Source organism: Algoriphagus limi (assembly GCF_024919275.1).
Classification (GTDB): Bacteria; Bacteroidota; Bacteroidia; order Cytophagales; family Cyclobacteriaceae; genus Algoriphagus; species Algoriphagus limi.
The window spans coordinates 693,946-714,326 of record NZ_JANWGH010000003.1 but is presented as its reverse complement, the minus strand read 5'-3'; the positions used below and the strand labels follow the sequence as shown (position 1 = coordinate 714,326).

At 37.2% G+C, this 20,381-nt stretch carries 17 protein-coding genes; 12 read left to right on the top strand and 5 right to left on the bottom strand.

The window, feature by feature from the left end:
* Nucleotides 1–89: 89 nt before the first annotated feature.
* The 4 genes from NY014_RS15310 to NY014_RS15295 all read right to left on the bottom strand — a co-directional run bounded on the left by NY014_RS15310 (nt 90) and on the right by NY014_RS15295 (nt 3,599).
* Complete coding sequence (locus NY014_RS15310; protein WP_259415414.1) at nt 90–1,070, bottom strand: MlaD family protein; 981 nt, start codon at nt 1,068–1,070, stop codon at nt 90–92.
* Nucleotides 1,067–1,819, bottom strand: a complete 753-nt coding sequence (locus NY014_RS15305) for an ABC transporter ATP-binding protein (RefSeq protein ID WP_259415413.1) — start codon at nt 1,817–1,819, stop codon at nt 1,067–1,069. The genes NY014_RS15310 and NY014_RS15305 overlap by 4 nt, the downstream gene beginning before the upstream one ends.
* Nucleotides 1,820–1,821: 2 nt before the next feature.
* Nucleotides 1,822–2,619, bottom strand: coding sequence for an MlaE family ABC transporter permease (locus NY014_RS15300; protein ID WP_135074728.1), 798 nt, complete (start codon nt 2,617–2,619; stop codon nt 1,822–1,824).
* A 617-nt stretch (nt 2,620–3,236) separates the two neighbouring features.
* Complete coding sequence (locus NY014_RS15295; protein WP_259415412.1) at nt 3,237–3,599, bottom strand: response regulator; 363 nt, start codon at nt 3,597–3,599, stop codon at nt 3,237–3,239.
* A gap of 366 nt (nt 3,600–3,965) precedes the next feature.
* Here NY014_RS15295 and NY014_RS15290 point away from each other — a divergent pair, with 366 nt between their 5' ends.
* The 12 genes from NY014_RS15290 (at nt 3,966) to NY014_RS15235 (ending at nt 19,537) form a co-directional block, all read left to right on the top strand.
* On the top strand, nt 3,966–5,345 hold the full coding sequence (locus tag NY014_RS15290) for a TIGR00341 family protein (protein WP_354003192.1): 1,380 nt from the start codon (nt 3,966–3,968) through the stop codon (nt 5,343–5,345).
* 7 nt (nt 5,346–5,352) lie between these two features.
* Nucleotides 5,353–5,808, top strand: a complete 456-nt coding sequence (locus NY014_RS15285) for a YciI family protein (RefSeq protein WP_259415411.1) — start codon at nt 5,353–5,355, stop codon at nt 5,806–5,808.
* A gap of 80 nt (nt 5,809–5,888) precedes the next feature.
* The gene (locus tag NY014_RS15280) at nt 5,889–6,236 is read left to right on the top strand and encodes a PadR family transcriptional regulator (protein WP_135074739.1); all 348 of its coding nucleotides are present in this window, start codon (nt 5,889–5,891) and stop codon (nt 6,234–6,236) included.
* A gap of 13 nt (nt 6,237–6,249) precedes the next feature.
* Nucleotides 6,250–6,936 (top strand): hypothetical protein, encoded by a 687-nt coding sequence (locus tag NY014_RS15275; protein WP_259415410.1) that lies wholly within the window; start codon nt 6,250–6,252, stop codon nt 6,934–6,936.
* Between the two features lie 210 nt (nt 6,937–7,146).
* The gene (gene typA / locus NY014_RS15270) at nt 7,147–8,952 is read left to right on the top strand and encodes a translational GTPase TypA (RefSeq protein WP_259415409.1); all 1,806 of its coding nucleotides are present in this window, start codon (nt 7,147–7,149) and stop codon (nt 8,950–8,952) included.
* Nucleotides 8,953–10,203: 1,251 nt separating this feature from the next.
* A complete protein-coding gene (locus tag NY014_RS15265; RefSeq protein ID WP_259415408.1) occupies nt 10,204–11,856 on the top strand; it encodes an SH3 domain-containing protein in 1,653 nt (550 codons plus the stop codon).
* A gap of 562 nt (nt 11,857–12,418) precedes the next feature.
* Nucleotides 12,419–13,474, top strand: a complete 1,056-nt coding sequence (locus tag NY014_RS15260) for a LuxR C-terminal-related transcriptional regulator (protein WP_290427056.1) — start codon at nt 12,419–12,421, stop codon at nt 13,472–13,474.
* 72 nt (nt 13,475–13,546) lie between these two features.
* The gene (locus tag NY014_RS15255) at nt 13,547–15,265 is read left to right on the top strand and encodes an alpha/beta hydrolase-fold protein (RefSeq protein WP_259415407.1); all 1,719 of its coding nucleotides are present in this window, start codon (nt 13,547–13,549) and stop codon (nt 15,263–15,265) included.
* A 20-nt stretch (nt 15,266–15,285) separates the two neighbouring features.
* Nucleotides 15,286–16,278 carry a hypothetical protein gene (locus tag NY014_RS15250; protein WP_259415406.1) on the top strand — a complete coding sequence of 331 codons (993 nt, stop codon included), beginning with the start codon at nt 15,286–15,288 and terminating at the stop codon, nt 16,276–16,278.
* 39 nt (nt 16,279–16,317) lie between these two features.
* Nucleotides 16,318–17,229, top strand: coding sequence for a hypothetical protein (locus NY014_RS15245; RefSeq protein WP_259415405.1), 912 nt, complete (start codon nt 16,318–16,320; stop codon nt 17,227–17,229).
* 626 nt (nt 17,230–17,855) lie between these two features.
* Entirely contained in the window at nt 17,856–18,914 is a 1,059-nt protein-coding gene (locus NY014_RS15240; protein ID WP_259415404.1) for a DUF262 domain-containing protein, read from the top strand.
* A gap of 2 nt (nt 18,915–18,916) precedes the next feature.
* Complete coding sequence (locus tag NY014_RS15235; RefSeq protein WP_259415403.1) at nt 18,917–19,537, top strand: hypothetical protein; 621 nt, start codon at nt 18,917–18,919, stop codon at nt 19,535–19,537.
* Between the two features lie 225 nt (nt 19,538–19,762).
* Here the strand turns inward: NY014_RS15235 and NY014_RS15230 are convergent, their stop codons facing one another.
* Nucleotides 19,763–20,296: a hypothetical protein gene (locus tag NY014_RS15230; RefSeq protein WP_259415402.1), complete on the bottom strand. Its 534-nt coding sequence runs from the start codon at nt 20,294–20,296 to the stop codon at nt 19,763–19,765.
* Between the last annotated feature and the right edge of the window lie 85 nt (nt 20,297–20,381).

Here is a 20,381-nt window from a genome sequence, read left to right as displayed (position 1 = left end):
AAAATTTTATAATTGTTAAAATTAACCTGAATAGACTTTTTTAGTCATAAAAAAAGCCCGATGGTTTTTCCAACGGGCTTGAGATCTATTTACTGGTTTTGCTCTTTCGCCTCTGCTTTGGCTTTTCGCTTAAATCCTTTTCGGAAAGGCCAGGTGTATTCTAAGGCTTCCATTCCGCGATTCAGATTATAAGTTGCCGAGTCAGTATTAACCAAAGTACTTTTCAGAGATTCCGCAAATTCCGGATCGTTGAGCAACAGTCCAACGGTGTTGTTTGGATCATTGAGTTTATCTGAAATTTCAGTCAATTTTTGTGTCAGTTCCTCCGTATTTGCTGCTGCCGATTTAAAGCTCTCCATAGTAGCTCGAATATCTTGAGCAATTTCCCGGTCAGTAACCAAATCATGGAATAGGTTACCCTCTTCGTTTAACTTACCGGAGAATCTATTCAATTCGTCCAACATGCGATTACTGTTGATACTAGCTCGGTTTAGGTTGGCCAAAATGGATTTAAAGTTCTCAGCTAATAAGGAGTCTGTCATTACAGCTCCTACGATACCTTCTCCTTGCGCCAGCTTACTTGTCAATAATTTGAGGTCATTGGTAATTTCAACCAGGTTTTCATTATTCACCTGCAAAGTTTCCATCATCTGATCCGTATCCAAAGGCATTACTGCCTCCAATCTATCTCCATCCTGAACCGGAGGAGCTTGAGTGGAACCACCATAAATCACGATGATCTTGTTACCAATCAATCCATCAGAACTGATTGTCGCTTTGGAATCCTTTCGAATAAATTCTGATACAGATTCTTCCACGTTCATTTCAACCTCTACTTGGGAATCTCCATAGAAATTGATTTTTCGAACGGTTCCGATTTTTACACCAGAAAACCAAATATTATTACCTGTCTGCAAACCGCCGATATCATCAAAAACAGCTTTGAGTGCTATGGATTTGACAAACTTTTTCTGTTGCCCTCCCAAAGTCAGAACTCCTGCTACAAGAATGGCAATTCCCAGAAAAACAAAGATTCCGACGATAACGGACCGTTTATTTTCGCCTCTCATGATTCAATAAAATTATAATCGTAGAATGATTTTATACGCCTGTCCTCAGCATGAGGAAATACTTCTTCAAAGGTACCCATTGCTCTAAATTGACCGTCAAGTAAAACTGCCATCCGGTCTCCTGTCATTTTCGCACAGGCCAAATCGTGGGTAATTACAATTGAAGTGGTTTTGTATCGCTCCCTTACCTCATTGATCAGATTATTGATCTCCACACAGGTAATTGGATCCAATCCGGCAGTAGGCTCGTCATATAGCATAATCTCAGGATTGAGAATTAAGGTACGAGCTACACCGATTCGCTTTTTCTGACCTCCGGAAAGCTCAGATGGCATTTGGTTGATGGTCTGTGGCAATCCCACCGCATCCAGCAACTCTTCAATTTTATAGGTAATCTCCTTTTTTGTCAGATTTTTAATGTTTCGGACTAAGGGAAACTCCATATTCTCCCGAACAGTCATAGAATCGTATAAGGCTGAGTTCTGGAAAGAAAACCCAATTTTCAGTCGAAGGGCATTCAATTCTTTCGGGGTAAGATTAGATACTTCCTGTCCCAACACTTCCATTTGACCTCTATCCTGCTTCAAAAGGCCAACCATGATTTTGATCAATACGGATTTTCCTGTTCCAGATCGACCGAGGACTACCAAGTTTTCTTCCCGATGAAGATCCAAATCGACTCCCTTCAAGACATCCAAGTCTCCGAAGCTTTTATATAAATCCCTTATTTCAACAACCTTATCTGACATGCTTACATCCCCCGAATTGCATTTACTACCTGAAGAACAAGCAATTCTTCAATAAAGATCAAGAACATAGAAATTACTACCGCAGAATTCGCGGCCCGTCCCACACCTTCGGTTCCTTTCGAAGAATGATATCCTTTATAACACCCCACAATTCCAATGGTAAAACCAAAAAGCAGGGATTTTAAAACCGAAGACCAGATATCCAAGAAAGATATAGATTCGAAAATCTGGACAAAGAATGTGGAAAGACTGACTAATTCATTGGCATTGACATTCAGAAAAGAGCCTATGAGGGCTACAAAATCTGTATACATGACCAAAATCGGAATCATCAAGGTGGTAGCCAATACTCGGGTAACTACCAAGAATTTGAAGGGATTGGTAGCTGATACCTCCATTGCATCAATTTGCTCCGTCACCTTCATGGAACCGATTTCAGCACCAATACTCGAGCCTACCTTACCCGCAGCAATCAAAGCTGTCACCAAAGGTCCCATGGCTCTTACCACAGCAATGGAAATCAATGAAGGCAACCAAGATGTAGCTCCAAATTCCGAAAGAGAAGGCCTGGATTGGTTAGTAAATACAATTCCGACAATAAATCCAGTCAAAGAAATAAGCGGAAGAGATTCAACTCCAATCCGGTAACATTGATGAATTACCTCCTTAAACTCATAAGGTGGAAGAAATACCTCCTGCCAAAAACGTCTGACAAAATTCCAAGCGTCAGCGAGGCCTGTGAAAAATTTGTCAATTTTTTTCGAAAGGAAAGGTTTACGATCGTCTGCTTCTTCAGCCATAGGATGCTAAATCTAAAGAGTTTGGTCTAATTACCCGCAGGAAGCATTGCAAAGAAAATAAAATAAAAATCAACGAGTTCAATATCTGCTTTAAATTTAACGAAACTTTAGCTACCTAAAACAAAACTTTATTCTAAAACGAGCTTTGGTTTAAAATATGATTTGCAAGCGACAATTACTCTTGAAAGAATACTCTCTATAATATCAGATTCTAAAATTTTGATTTTTATTTTTTGACTTAGTCTTCAAGGGATCAACTTCAATTGGAAAAGTAAGCACCAAAAAATCCCTAACATCCAGCTTGTTTTAAATGAATTTTGGAAAGGGATTTTTAAGAATTTTGAAGCGGAAAAACATCCTAAAATCTCATATAAATACCATCAAAATTTAAAGTAGAAAACGAGTACAAATCAGTGCCATTTTTATCGAAAAAATAGAGCCAGATAATTATCAAAAACTCAAAATTGACCCAAGTTTAAAAACCAAATAATCAAGAATACTCCAGTGAGATTTTGATCTCAATTTTTAAGGAAAAATTGTGGGAAGAAAGGATTAAAATTGAAAGGAATTTTCAGGCAAAAATCAAGCCCCTTTCTAGTCCTTTATCGGATCAAAATTCATGACTGAAGCACCTCCAAAATCTGAGCAAAACCTGACTCCTCCAAGGGCTTTTCGAGGAGGAGTTTCACCTGAGAAAACTGCTCCTTTTTTTGACTGTCTTCAGGTGAAATATTGCTAGTCAAAAAGACTACTGGTGTTTCCGAATATTCGCCGATTTCCTTTACAAAATCCCACCCGCTTTCAGTATCTAAATTCAGATCAGAGATAATTAAATCAACAGGATTTTGACTCAACCAAACCTTGGCATCTCGTGCATTTTCAAAAAACTCAAAGTCCCAATCGGGGAGATGAAATTGAAACAACTTCCGCATCAACAAGTGTTGGATTCGATCATCATCTAAAAAAATCAATCGAGGCATAAGTTCTAAATCTTGATTAATTAAAATGGAAATCTCCGATAAAATTTTCAAGGCCTAAAAATATCCCGAAATACTGAGAAGGGAAGATTTTGAATGAAAGTTTTATTTTTAGTCTTATCTAATTTTTTTAGACTCGTAAAATTTTGATGATTCTAAAACAATGATATCAAATTTTAAATCAGATAGTTAGCATTTTTTATATAAACCTTATTCTAACTAATTTTTAATAGAAATTCCTATCTAAAAAATTCTCCTCACAAGAATGTTCCATCTTCTTATTTCAAGTTTCGGGCCAGAAAAAAGCACCCTCCCCTACGATAGATTTTCCCTATATCTAAGTATTTTGCCTACAAATTGAGAATTATTATGATGGAGCCTACAGCCCCGAAAAAAAGACAAGGAAGTCAGCTAATCCGTTTTTTGATTTACCTCCGAGACCGTTTTGATTTACATGAAGGAAAGGAAGATGAACTTGATACCATTGAGTACATCCGGAAAAATGTGGAGTTCAAAGGTGCCAATTTATGGATCCTAATCTTCGCCATTTTTGTGGCTTCCATAGGTCTCAATGTAAACTCCACAGCGGTCATTATTGGTGCCATGTTGATCTCCCCTTTGATGGGTCCAATCATGGGCGTCGGACTAGCTGCGGGGATCAATGATTTCGAGTTACTCAAGCGCTCTCTACGCAACTTAGGAGTGGCTGTTTTCATAGCCATTTTGACCTCTTCGATTTACTTCTTTTTTACTCCTTTGGATGATGCTCAATCTGAGCTTTTGGCACGAACAGAGCCTACCATCTGGGACGTGCTGATCGCCCTCTTTGGAGGCCTTGCCGGGATCGTTGCCGGCTCCCGAAAAGAGAAGAGTAATGCCATCCCCGGAGTGGCCATTGCAACCGCTTTGATGCCTCCTCTTTGTACTGCCGGATACGGCCTAGCTACGATGAATTTTTATTACTTTTTTGGAGCCTTTTATCTCTTCTTTATCAACTCGGTTTTCATCTCTCTTTCGACCTATCTGATCGTCCGATTTATGAAGTTTCCAAAGAAGGAATTTATGGATGAAAAAAAGGAAAAACGGGTCCAAACCTACATCACGCTTTTCACGCTACTGACGATCATTCCTAGTGTCTACCTAGCCTATGGGATAGTAGTTCGAACACTCTGGCAAGAGCAGGCTAGAAGATATATCCAAGTAGAAATGAAATTCCCACGAACCCAGGTTTTGAATTCGAATTTCAATTACTCCAGCAACCCTCCTCAAATCGAAGTGATGTTGATTGGAGAAGAATTGGATCAGGAAATTTTGGATATCACCAAATCCAAAGCCGCAGAATACAATCTGGCAGGAACGGAAATCATTATTCAGCAAAGTGGTAATTCTTCTACCGATCTGAACGTACTTCGGTCAGACATTCTAAAAGATCTATATGAACGAAACGAGGAAGTCATCCGAAATAAGGATGAACGAATTGCTTTATTGGAAGCAGAAGTAGCCAATTATGGTCAGATTCGAGCTTTAGGACCTGAAATTGCCCAGGAAGCAAAGATTAACCATCCCAATTTGCGTAAATTCACCCTTAACCGGACGGTATTAAGTGATTTGGAAAAAGCCGAAACCGACACGCTTTTGATGGCTTTTGCAGAATTTACCAGAAAGCCTACCTCAAGCGAAACAAAGAAATTACTCAGTTGGCTGAAAGTCCGCACAAAATCCGATACCGTTGCCCTAATCCTAAAATAAAAACCCTATGAAGACTATTTATCTAAGCTTAATTTTATTCTTGGCAGGTATTGGAGGAGCATTGGCTCAAAACCCCGACTTTGATCAGGAATTAGCCACCAAACTCGGTGCTGATGATTACGGGATGAAAAAATATGTGATTGCATTCCTGTACCGAGGCGAGCGCGTCAATGAATACAGCGCAGAGGAAAGAGCGAAACTTCAGCAAGGCCACCTAGCCAATATCAACAAATTAGCGGAGGAGGGAAAAATGGTCTTGGCAGGCCCTTTCTTTGGGAATGAGGATTTACGAGGCCTGTTCTTTTTCAATGTAGAATCCTTGGAAGAAGCGCAAAAACTTACAGAAAGCGACCCTTCTATTCAAGCAGGAGTTTTAAAAATGGAACTCAAAGAATGGTATGGCTCCGCTGCCCTACCCTTACTACTTGAACTTCATTCAAAAATTCAAAAAGAGGATATTTAGGCCCAATTGGCCATTTTTATTACCTAATATTCTTAGGTATATAATCTTTTTATATATTTGGACTTCGATGCTATTTTGCCATGTCCAACAATAATCTGATCAAGGGAAGCCTTCAAACCATTATCCTCAAGCTTCTAGAGGAAAATGATAAAATGTATGGCTATGAAATCACCCAAAAAGTCAAGGAATTGACTGCTGGTGAAATCAAAATCACGGAAGGAGCCCTCTACCCTGCCCTTCATAAGCTGGAAGCGGAAGGACTTTTGACTACTGAAATCCAACAAGTCGATAATCGTGTCCGCAAGTACTACAGCCTAACCAAATCAGGTAAAAAGGAAGTTAGCTCCAAACTGGCCGAATTGCAGGCTTTTGTTGAAAACATGCAGCGCATCATTAATCCGGGTTTAAACCCTGACTTGAAATTCTAATTTTTCAATCTAAATGAGAAAGCTAAGTACATCCGAACTTCAGGCTGTCCAAAAATCCATAATCAAAAAGGAGATTTATGCAGTAGAATTGCTTGGAGAGATTTATGACCACTACCTCAGCCATCTGGAAAATCTGCCGGAAGAAAAATTCGACAAGGAATTAGAGGCGCTAGATCAAAAATGGACCTACGCGTACTGCCATAAAATTCAGAGTGAGCTCAACAAGAATATTCAAAAATCCATCCGCTCTACGCAATGGTCTATTATTAAAAGCTACTTTTCTTGGCCCAAAATGGCTTTCACCCTGGCTTTAGTGGGGATTTTGACCCTATTGGTAAATATGCTGACTTGGAAGATGCAAGTAATCCTGCTCTTTTTGCTCCCTTTGGTTTATTTGGTGGGTTTTATGTTTTATATCACCTACAGGTCACGTAAAAAAACGAAAGCCATTCGAACACTTTTTGGAAATTCTGGAATCAGGGTAAGGTCCGTTTTTAGCAATCACTTTATTTCCTATTTGACTCTTCCTCTTCATTTCTACAATTTATTCCTTAACCTTCCCCGGGTTTTTGGATTGGATAAGTTAGTCCCTGATTATTTGGTTAACTATCTTTCGGTCACTTGTTGCTTTATTGTGGTGATCCATTCCTTAAGTAGCTATGAAGCTTGGAAAATGAAATCAAAATCAGCCTTTGTATGAAATTGATCAAAGAGAAAATACTGCAAGCTATAAAGCATCTTTCATCAAAAGACTAGAATACTCTTTTGTTTTTCCCTTGCTTACTTTTCCGAAAAATTGACCAAAAACATGTGCTATTTTAGTTCTTAGTAGAATCGAAGAATACTTCACAATGGCATAACCTTCTTCCCATCTTTTTTACCTACCTTTGCGGCTTGAAAAACGCATAGCATGCAGAATATCAGAAATATCGCGATTATCGCACACGTTGACCACGGAAAAACTACCCTAGTCGACAAAATCATCCACGCTTCCAAAATCTTCCGGGAAAATCAGCAATTCGATGATTTGATCCTGGACAACAATGACTTGGAGCGGGAAAGAGGAATTACCATCCTTTCGAAAAACGTATCTGTCCGATACAAGGACACCAAAATCAATATCATTGACACCCCAGGTCACGCCGACTTCGGAGGAGAAGTAGAGCGCGTATTGAAAATGGCCGATGGAGTAATTCTCCTAGTTGATGCTTTTGAAGGCCCAATGCCTCAAACCCGATTTGTATTGGGAAAAGCACTTTCACTTGGCTTGACTCCAATCGTGGTAGTCAATAAAGTAGACAAAGAAAATTGCCGTCCAGATGAGGTTCACGAAGCCGTATTCGACTTGATGTTCAATTTGGACGCTACTGAAGAGCAATTGGAATTCCATACCCTTTATGGTTCTGCCAAGCAAAACTGGATGGGACCGGATTGGAAAAACCCAACAGACTCTATTCTTCCTTTGCTGGACGCTATCTTGGAATACATCCCTGCTCCAAAAATTGAAGAAGGTACTTTACAGATGCAGATCACTTCCTTGGATTACTCCAACTTTGTCGGTCGAATCGCTATCGGTAGAGTAAAAAGAGGAACTGTTTCCGAAGGTCAGCAAATTGCGCTTTGCAAAGCAGACGGAAGCATCAAAAAGATGCGAGTAAAAGAACTGCATACCTTCGAAGGATTAGGCAAAAACAAAGTTCAGACTGTTCAGGCAGGTGATATCTGTGCGATCACTGGATTGGAGGATTTCGAAATCGGCGATACAGTTGCTGATGTGGAAAAGCCAGAACCGCTTCCACGCATCGCGATCGATGAGCCAACCATGAACATGCTCTTCACGATCAACAACTCTCCTTTCTTTGGTAAAGAAGGCAAGTTTGTGACTTCCCGTCACCTGCGGGATCGCTTGATGAAGGAGATGGAAAAAAACCTGGCACTTCGCGTAGAGCCTACCGATTCGGAAGATAAGTTTATCGTATATGGACGAGGAATTCTTCACTTGTCTGTTTTGATCGAAACCATGCGTCGGGAAGGTTATGAATTACAAGTGGGTCAGCCTCAGGTAATCTTCAAGGAAATTGATGGGGTACAGTGTGAGCCTATTGAGACCTTGGTAGTAGACGTACCTCAGGAAACAGCTGGAAAAGTAATCGAATTAGCTACTCAGCGAAAAGGTGAACTTTTGGTGATGGAGCCTAAAGGGGATTTACAGCACTTGGAGTTCAAAATTCCTTCCAGAGGTTTGATCGGTTTGAGAAACAACGTCTTGACTGCTACTCAAGGAGAAGCCATCATGAACCACCGATTCTCAGCTTATGAGCCTTTCAAAGGCCCTATCCCAGGCCGAATCAACGGTTCCTTGATCTCTATGGAAGGCGGACAGTGTACTGCCTATGCGATTGACAAACTTCAGGATAGAGGTATTTTCTTTATCGAACCAGGAGATGAATTGTATACAGGTCAGGTAATCGGGGAGCATTCACGAGACAATGATTTGGTGGTGAATGTTCAAAAAGGAAAGAAACTAACCAACATGCGTGCATCGGGTTCTGATGATAATACCCGCATTGCTCCGCCAAAGCGATTCTCTTTGGAAGAAGCCATGGAATACATTCAAAAAGACGAATACTTGGAAATCACTCCCAAAAACATCCGAATGAGAAAGATCTATTTGGATGAAAATGAGCGAAACAGAATGGCTAAGAAAGAAGCGTAAGTTAGTAGCTAGAATCTAGTATCAAGTACCAAGATGGACCCCTAAGGTTTTTGGAACCTTTGGGGTCTTTTTTTGACCTTTGGGGATTCCCACAACCTCGAAGGTCTTTCATATCACTCAGCCCACGTGAGTGTCATCACTCACGGCTATGAATACTCCGTGCCTGTCCTCACGCACGGATTAACTAGTCATTGTTTCCATCCCAGCCATCCATATTTTCTATTTAAGTGATAAACCTGCGGCAAAAAGATCGAAAGGCTCGAATTTGAAATCCAGCTACTTGAAAGTACAGCAATAGAAAAATACCGAATCAACAATAGATTCATCACACAATTTTTTAGTGCATTAAAATATTTCACTATTTTCAATGGACTTTTAAATCAATAGGGGTTTTCACCTTTTTAGACCATGAATACAAAAACGATTATTCTTAGCCAAGTCACTGATAAGCAAGAGACAGTTAGACTACCCACTTCTTAGAGAAAGATGTAAACCTATTCTTCATTCAGGATCTTATGGAGCAAAAAAGCCGTAAAACGACAGCAACCTACACGCATGTATCCCAGAAGAGCTTAGAGAATGTTAAAAGTCCATTTGATGATTTATGAATAAACGTAAAAAAAGGTGCATTTATGCACCCAAAATCAGTGAATAAAAGCACCAAAAGTGCATAAATAAATAAGTTGTAAATAATAGGTATGATTAAAAAATTAATTAAACATCCTTTAGCCTATTTAATGTCTATAGTAGTCATATATTCCGTTTATGATTACTTTGAACATATAGGTAGAAGCGATTCGACTTTTGAAGAACATCCTTGGTATTGGCTTTTATTTAGTATATCCGCGGTATTATCATTGATTGTAATTGTGCTCCTTGTCAAAAACATTATCCAGAGGATTTTTAAACATAAAAATTTAGTTATTGAAGTCACAGCTATTGGAATTTGGCTAGCCCTTTACATTTCGATTTTGGGCCCAATTATTAACAAGTTATTTTGGCCATTTGATGATTTATATTTTAGCTTCAATTTTGGTCCTTTTTTTATTATACTAATTGGCTATTTCATAATTAGAATTGTTATTAATCTTATCATGAAAAAAAATGTTTTGTTTTCGAAATAATTACTATTTAAAACAATGTATATAAGCCATTAAAACGGCTCATATACAAAATCGTTAGGCTTCATAACTGCACGAAACAAAGGGGCAGAAGTATAAAATCTTTCTCAATTTTAATTTGGGCAACAAGATGACAAAAAATCGAACAATTAAAAGTGCGACTGCTCTGATTTTAATAGCTATCGGAATTGCGCTATTTGCCATTGGATTCAGTCTTATCACAACGATGAGCGGGAAAGGAACCGAGGATTTTGGCACATTTATTTTGTCAATCGTATTTATGCTATCCGGGGCTGGCATCTTTCTGGTCACGCTAAGCATTTGGTTGTTCGGCAGTCTTTATAAAAAATTTGGTGCCTTAATGACCATTGTGATTATCTTCTCTGGAATATTCATAGTGAAATATTTGACATCAGAGCCCTTTGAAGTCAACATCAGCCCAACAGTAGTGGCTAAGTCTCTTGCTGGCCCGGTCCTCCCTAAATCCCTTGCGCGCTGGGCCGCAATTGACGAAATACCTGCTGGCGAAACCATTGAAATACTGGCAGTCACTACCCAGGAAAGATATGGACACCCATACTTTAAAATTAAATATGGAAACGGCAAAACAGGATATCTGTCTGGTGAGCATATCTGCTCAAATACCACTTGGGTTAACGGTACCAACGCTCCCTGTTCATCCTTCGAACAACAAACAAGACTTGAACCTTACGATTCAGAATTTAATGCAGAAGCCATTGAGCTAGTCGCTCGAGTACAAGCACATTTGCCGGGTTTCTGGGAAATTGTAGATGGCGATGAGGAAGAGCCAGAGATTCTAATCATTAGTCAGGAGGCTGCCAGCATGGACATTTTTAACAAAGTTTTTGGTCGACAACCCGTGTTTGCTGATTATCGATTGCATCTTGATACATTAAGTAAAACGATGATGTTTATCGACTTTGATAGGAATCATCAAGATTGGTATAATGATGAATTTATAAATTCGTTCGTGCGCTTTCATATCAGGCGTATTGATTCATTAGAGCTGGAAGTTCACAAACCAATGAGTGGAAGGCATAAGCCTTCCGGGGAATACAGTGATGAGCACAAAGTGATCCTTTACAGACGCATTAATGTGTTTGAAGAACCGTACACAAAGAAATTAAGCCCACCCATTAAAGCAGAAACAATTGGAGGAACATTATTATCAGAATCGGTACAATTGAATGAGATGGGGCAATTAGCTGTAGGTGATCCCATTGAGCTCATGGCCGTTACAAGCGCATTCAATAATGGATTTCCCTACTTTAAAATTCGAACCTCTGATGGACAAACGGGCTATATGTCGGGTGAATATATTTGTGCTAATACCAAATGGGTCACAGGTATTTCAAGCTTATGTTCGTCATTTAAACCTCGTAGAACTACAGGCCCTGTCTTTTCAAAATCTAATGAGCCCTCTGCAGATCTTATCTACAGAACCAATAAATATTTACCAGGCATATGGGAAGCTGTTGAAGATAAGCTTTATGAGAATTATGACTATGAGAACGAACCAAAACTAATCTTCGGAAAGGACGCAGCAGACCATGCGACCTCTTTAATGTCTGATGTTTATGATTACATCAACTATCGCCTGGATTTCAATGATTCTTCAAGAATGATTTTGTTTTTCTTACTCGACAAAAATTTAAAAGGAGACAGAAACCCCTTGTTTGAAATTAATCACATTGACGGTCAGAAACTTGAAATTTACCAAAATGGCCGTAGGTATCGGTACAAGCGGATGGAATTTGATTGAGTTCGATCAGGTGTGCAACCGCTGAGACTTAGGTAAGCACTAGACTTCAGCAAACAATAACCAAAGGCGCCCATTTCAGGGCACCTTCTGAAACTTACTCGCCTTTTAGACATGCCTGATTTCTCAACAGATATCTTCACAGCGCAGCTTGGTCTGGAAGCCGGTGAGGACTTGATAAGGCTGCACTACTTTCAAGGATATTTCATATTGCATTACAAGGTGAGAAAGGTTCGACGGTAAGAAAAGCGTGGAATGTATTGGAAAGGACTTAATGATCAATCAAGAGCAACCCCGCTTTTGATGCAAGGGACGACAGACATAAATCTATTTTAAAGCAGGAAAAATGAAAACTGCAATCATTAGGTTAAATATTCAGAATTGTCAAAAGAAGCAAAAACACAGATTAGGTAAAAATGAAAATTGAACCGTTAGAAGAATGGAAGGGATATTATTCCAAGTATTGGATTGGGAATTTTGACAAAAAAACCTTGCTCTCAATCGGTTTTATTGTCAAATGATTTGATTATTTTACCATCATCTGAAAATCCAGATACATTTCTTTATGAGCATTTATATTAAGCGTATTTTACCTTTCATTTTAGTTTTGATAGGTAATTATTGTTTTGGGCAATATTCCATATCTGGTTATTTAGACACTCCGGAAAAAAACAAAAGAGTATATCTATGCCTATTAAAGTTCAATGAATTGAATTCTATAGGTCCAGATCAAATACTAACTTCTACCGTAACAGATAGTTTAGGATACTTTTCTTTTGAAGGAAGTTTGCTTTCAGAAAAGCACGCATTATACCGTATTTATGCCAATTTAGATGAGGATGTTGAAGGTGTGCAAAAATACGATATGGAGGACTTTAAAAACTTTCATAATTTTATATTTTCCAATAACGATACTATCGTCTTTGAAAGGAATAGTAAATTCTGGTTTTCCAGTAATCGCAATACCAATCCCATTGACAACGAATGGAAAACCTATGGGTCCTATACTGACAAACTACGCCAAGAATTCTCAGATTTTAACTATCAGAATATAAACAATCAAACTGCCGAGCAATATCTTAGGGAATTAAAGTCTTTTGTCATTGAAAAAAAACCACATCCCCTAACCACCTTAATTTTACTAGGAAGTCTACCTAAAAGTGCTTTTAAAAAAGACTTGAACGATGACCCGGAATTCTTAATTCAACTACTAGGCCAACTAAACGACTATTATGATAATTCGTTTTATGCTTTGCAGTATAAAGACTTTTTGGATGATCTTTACAAGTCCGAAACCAGAGAAGAATTGGTTTTCTTTAAAAGGTTAACTTATGGTTTGGCCGTTTTATCTTTTTTGTTTTTTGCCGGTATTTTGTTCCTGACACTAAAATTAAAACAAGCTAAAACTATACAACAGGCTCCTATAGATTTTAGTCTAACCTCTCAGGAAGAAACGGTAGCCGAACTATTGGTTGGCAACAAGACCAACAAAGAAATCGCAACAGAACTCTTTATTTCCTTAAATACCGTAAAAACTCATATTCGCAATCTATACGCGAAATTAGAAGTGAGTAATCGTACAGAATTTATAGAAAAATTCAAAAATCACCCTAGGGATTAGCCCTTAAATCACCTCGGTTTTTCCTGAATTTTCTTGAGCCCCCGCATACTTTTGTTCAAAAACACAATCAATATGAACAAAAGAATAATTGTGCTAAAAATCATGTTATTGGTATCAATAATGGTTTTTGGTCAGGAAAAACAAACAATCAAAGTTATTGTACCGAACAAAACTGACGAAGTTTACATAACTGGTAATCAGGAGGTATTAGGAAACTGGAATCCTAAATCCTTAAAAATGGAAAAAATCTCTGATTATGAAAGAAGCATAACAGTAGATCTTACCTATCCAGCTGAATTTAAATTCACCCAAGGAGATTGGAATTCTGAAGGTATCATAAGGACTCTAAATAACAATCCAAACCAAAAGCTAGAATCATCAGAATCTAAAAATATTTTTATTATCAAAGGTTGGTCAAATGCTATTGATGGAACAGCTTTAGGTTTAGATTATCAGGTTGAATTTTTACCTTCCAAATATGTCATCGGTGGTGGTAGACAAATTAAAATTGTACTCCCCATCAACTACGACCCAAATAAAAAATACCCGGTTTTTTATATCACCGATAGTGAATGGAGAAACTTTGAAGTAGCCAAAAACTATTTAGAAAGCATGTCTGGTGATCCTTATGGAATTATTCCAGAAACCATTTTGGTGGGAATAGTTCACGGAAGTAATAATGGAGAATCCAATAGAAATAAAGATCTGGATGTTTTATATGAAGAAACTGGACAACAGTTCAAAAACTTCTTGTTTCAAGAATTGATACCACATATCAATGAGGAATATAGCACCTCTGGATTTAATGTCATGATTGGTCACTCTAATGGAGCTGAATACAATCACTACTTATTTTTAGAAGAAGACAATCCGTTTCGAGGCTTTATATCCATATCTACCAATTTCTATGGAAAGCGAAAAAACAAAGATGTAGATACCAGAATGGGTAATACTATGAAAAACTATGCTGGAGATACCTTCTACTATTTTGTAGCCAATGCAAAATATGATTCACCAGACAGAATACAAGCAGGTGATGATTATGAAAACATGTACAATAAGGATCCGAATCCGAAACTTCAATTTCAAAAGAAATTTTATGAAAAGGGTCACAACTCTGTTGTGCCACCTGCCCTATTTGATGCTATATCTTTTGTCTATAAAGACTACAAACAACTAGAAAAGTACAAAACGTTCTATGACTTAAGAGACAATTATGCAAAAGATATGAAGGATTTATATGGTTTAGATATAGAATACACACTTAGTGATGTAGAAAGTCTTTTTAGTCAAATCTTCGAAACTAAAGACAAGAAACAGCTAGATGCATTATATGCTTTTATAGAAAAACACAAGATATTTCCAAATGGGGTAACTCAAGAAAAAGGAGGTGTGGACGCAATGAATCAGGGTAATATTTACTACCATATTGGAGCATATGAAACGAGCGCTTTAAAGTTTGAAGAGGCCCTTAATCAAATTAACATAACTGTTGAGCCTATGGTGTATTTTGGAAACTTTGATTTTGTAGTCGATTGCTTCAAAAATATAAATGACCATAAAACATTAATGGAAATTTTAATCCAAAGTCGAGACTTTGCCGCTTCAAATAAGGTGTATGATGATGGTAACAAAGAAATCTTATTAAAACTACATTATTTGATTGCTACGTTATCTGCAGAGCATAACATTTCCAAAGAAGAAGGGGAAAAAGCAAAGCAATATTGTATTGACAACTACTACCAAAACAAGCTTTTTAAGCTTGAGGAAATGAAGCAATTGAGTATTTAAATATTAAAAAATTATAAATCATGAAACTATTCAAAAGAATTCTACTAGGGTTAGTAATCCTAATAGTTTTAGGAGGAACCATGAGCTTCTTTTACTTTAAGAATAAATTCTTGAGTGCACCACCAAATGAACTAAGCGTTACCAACCTTGGACAACCTTTCGACTTTAAATGGGAGGGTTATACTTATAATGGCAAACATAATCCTTATGGGGCCATGTTAATTCCTGTTAGTATTCCAGGTGTTGATCGTACATTCTATATGCAGTTTGATACCGGGACACCTTCTACCGTGTTAAAGTATAACCCTTTCCTATCTATCAATGAAAAGTATAATAACCTCATAAAAATTGATACCATTGAAGGAAAGCTGAGAGCTATTGAAGCCTCTATAAAAGTGGGTACAGTAGATGTAGCGGCTAGCTCTCTCGGTTTTGTTAGTATGGGTAAAAAAATAGATTGGTCTGACAGCACTGCGGTTGATATCATAGGTTCTATTGGAAATGATTTTATGGAGAAAAATCCTTTAATTATAGATTTTAAATCTAACAAAATCACACTTCTTGATTCATTGCCTCAGAAGTCAGATGTTGAAACAGACTATCTCCCAATTACTTTTGATGGACGAAAAATATTTCTTTCGGCAACACTCAATAAAAAACCTGCCAGTTTATGGTACGACTCCGGCTCCAGCATGTTTGAATTGATAGTTGAAGAAAGCACCTTTTGGAAATTAGCCGTTCCAAATGCAAAAAAGGAATCATTCGAAATCCCGTCATGGGGCAGAAAAGTTCCTGCACACAATATTGAAAGTAATGGCGAGTTTCAATTTGGCGCTGTTAAGATACCTCTGAAAACAGTAACCTACATGGAATGGCCTAATAAAATGCAAGCTTTTGTATTAAAAGCCGCTAATATTGGCGGCGATTTAGGAGGAATGACAGGCAATAAGTTATTCCTTGAAAAAACCTTGATTTTGGATGCGCCAAATCTACGATACACAGTAAAAGAATAGGATTTATTAGTTGTTCGTCACCAATTCTAAAAGATAATCATGAAAAAAAAGTTTTTCAAATATTTGAAATACACCTTTATAGCCTGGATATCAATTACCATTATCTTTTGTTTAGGTGGAATAATTAAGTATAATTTAGACCTAAACACCTATATCAGTCAAGAAGTATCAATAAGACAGACTCAAAAAAATAGTATTGAAAATAACGGTACGGAAGTATATGTAGTTGGATCAATGCATTTTGAAACCAATAACTTTAAAAGAGATGATCTCTATAGCTACATCAATAAAGTATCTCCATCCATTATTTTATATGAAAGCGACAAACAGACTGTAAATAGAATGGTCAATAGAACTGATTTTTTAAATCAACTTATGAGCTCTTTTCAAAAAGGGAATAAAGTAGAAAGTTTTGTAGCACTCAGATATTTAGAGCATAACCCGGAGGCGAAGGTTGTAGGGTATGAATGGGAAGATAGGGATCGATTTCACTTTAAACATAATTACCGAAAAAACATGGATAAACTTCTTGGCATGGCTCATAAGCTAAATCGAGAAAAGGTACTATCCAATGAAGAGTCCAAGGTCATGAATGAATACCAAGAAGTAACCAAGAAATACCTTAACCTTGGTAATTCTAAAACGCCATATGACTTTAATAATCCAATAGCTGATAGTATTATCAGAGTTAGACAAGAATATGCCTACCATAAAATCCCAAAAATTTTAAAGAGTAAAGAATTATCGGATGATTTAAAAGAATTTCTACCGGTACATATGAGTTATTGGGACACCAGAAATATGGCTATGGTTGATAATATTGTCAATCAAATCAAGAATAATACAAATGAGAGAATTGTCATATTGACAGGCTACACGCATCGATACTATTTAATTAATGAATTAAAAAAACTGGAAGAAGTATATGATTTTTCAGTCAAACCGATATAGTCCACTTATCAAAAGTGGAATAATACTATGAGGAATTTGATAAGAGCGTTTATACTTATCCCCCGAAGGTTTTTGCAACCTTTGGGGTCTTTTTTTTGGGTGGCTAGCCGCTGTGAGTTTCTTCACTCACAGCCATTAAGATTTTAATAACCAAAGCAAGGCAAAAAGATCGAAAGACTCGAATTTGAAATCCAGCTACTTAGAAGGACTGCGAGAGCAATATCCTGAAAGCAGTAAAAGATTCATCACACAATTTTTTAGTGCATTAAAAAATTTCACTATTTTCAATGGACTTTTAAATCAATAGGGGTTTTCGCCTTTTTAGACCATGAATACAAGAACCAATATCCTTAGTCAAGACACTGATAAGCAAAAGGCAGTTAAGCCAACCACCTCTTAGGGAAAGATGTGAATCTACGATACATTCAGAATCCTTTTCGGGAATACGGCAGTAAAACGAAAGAGACCTTCCTGCATATGTCCCAAAAGAGATTGGAGAAAGTAAAAAGTCCATTAGATGATTTATAGATAAAATTAAAAAAGGTGCATTTATGCATCAAAAATCAATGTATAATCGTATCAAAAGTGCATAAATAATTATGTTGTGTAGCATTAAAATATAAGGAATGAAAAATTTTGACAGCCGAACTTATAGCATAAATGATTTTCTAGAATGGCATGATAAGAAACAACTTGTGCTCTCTCCAAAATTCCAAAGAAGGTCTGTATGGACGGATAATGCAAGGTCGTACTTGATGGATACTATTGTAAGAGGTAAGCCAATACCTAAAGTGTTCATAAGACAATCGATCAATGTTCAAACAAGACAGTCAATTCGTGAAGTTGTCGATGGACAGCAACGCTTGAGAACAATACTTTCTTACCTGAATGACGGTTTTCAGATTTCCAAAAGGCATAATGAAAAGTATGGCGGTTATTACTTTAGTCAATTGGACAGTGTTGATCCTGATATCCAGTCATTTATATTGAATTATGAGATATCTGCCGACCTTCTAGTAAATATGTCTGACAGTGAAATACTCGACATTTTTAGTCGATTAAACTCATATTCTGTGACACTGAATGAGCAAGAAAAAATCAACGCTAATCACTTTGGACCATTTAAAGTCCTTGCAGATAGGATTTCACATAAGTACAACGAATTTTGGTTAGAAAATGGAATAATCAACTCTCAGAATATTCTGAGAATGAATGATGTTACGCTAGTTTCTGATTTAATAATTGCGATGTGTGAAGGTATTCAATCAAAGAAACAGATCAAGTCATACTACAATAAATATGAGAATGAGTTCCCGTATGATGAAAAGCTTTTAGAAAAGCAATTTGACGAGACTATTGAAGTTATACAGCAAATATTCCCTAGTGGATTAAAATCAACTGAGTTCAGAAGAATACACGTTTTTTACACTCTCTTCACTTCAATATTCCACACAATTTTTGGTCTTAAAAATTTTGAGCGAGATCAAAAACGTATATCACCAGGTGATTATCCTAAAGCAAGGAATATACTTGAAAAGGTTGAACTATTATTTCAAGTGGATGACGTAACACAACTTGATGTAGAACAGATACAATTTCTTACAGATAGCAGAAGAGCCACTACAGATACCAAAGTAAGAATAAGAAGAGCAGAGTATGTCATTGACTTGCTAAACTCAATATAATCGTGGGACTTCAGCAGAATTTGGACAACTTTAGAAACTCCGTTGCCGAATGTCAACAATTCATTACTTATGCTCATAATAGGTATACTAGTGGTGGCTACAAAGTTCAAGCCTCATTGAGAAAGTTTATAAGTGAGTCTTCATTTTTAAAGTTATTCATAGCATGGGAAAAGTTTCTTGAAGAATCATTCATTGATTACCTTATGAATGAGCAATCAATTCTAGGTAACAGGCCTGCAAAATTTGCAAATCCAATTGATCGAGAACATGCCCAGAAATTACTTATTGGCACACAGAAATATGTTGATTGGTCAAACCCAGAGATTACAAGACGTCTTAGTATAATTTACTTTCATCAAGGCTATGTTTTTAACTCTGAATTAGGAGCAATACAGACTGACTTGTTCGATTTAAAAACAATTAGAAATTCTGCAGCACATTTATCCAGCACTACTAGTTCACAATTGGATGCACTAAGTACAAGACTGCTAAGAACTCCATGCCATGGCTATACTGCATATGATTTATTGTTTTCTCTTGACCCCTTAAATGCAGGTCAAACTATTCTAAATAAATACATAACAGTATTGGATATAACTGCTGAAAAAATCGCAAATGGATAAAAGAACGCTACAAAACAAAACCTATACGTAATACCCTGCGGGATACGCACCATACACAGACCGTTAGTGATAAGTTTCGGGGTGATCTACCTAAAAAGCAGATAAATAACAACAGACAATACTAATACAAAAAAAACTTTTGCCCCCGTGCGTATCTCCACACTCAGTTTAACTTTTAATTGTATCAAAGGCATTCACAAAGCAGAGTGAGGAATAGACTCACCCTTAAGCCTGAATCAACCACAATACATAGGCATAGGCAAAATATCTCAGAATACGGAATAGGCTGTAGAGGTAATATTTTCGTTTTTCCAGGCCAGCAGTACCGCCAAGCAATGCAATCAATGAAAAAGGAAGGGGGCTAATGGAGGCTACAATTACCATAAAGGCCCCAAATCGCTTAAACAAATCCAGGTATTTCTGAACAAACTTAGTCTTGGACTTGAGAATATTGCTTCTATGGTTGATCGTAAGTCCGATATTGAAATTTAAATATCCGGCAGCATAGGATATTACCGACAAAAGCCCAATACTCCAAAAATAGGGTCCTATCAAACCTGTCTCCAATGACCAAAGCATAAAAATCTCGGGTGGGATTATTCCAAAAAGAATTTCAGAACCTATAAAAACAGTCATTACCAGATAAGGATCGGTATAAATGCTCCCAAACCATTCCAGTCTTTCCTGCTCTGAAAAGGCTTCCCGAATCAAAAAGAAAAGAATAACCAATAGGCCCAGATACAAGAATCCTCTGAGCATATTTTTAATTAGGAATCTACCCTTTTCGCCTAAAAATGGTTTTTTTTCACTTGAATTATCCAATTGAGTCAATTCTATTCAGGAG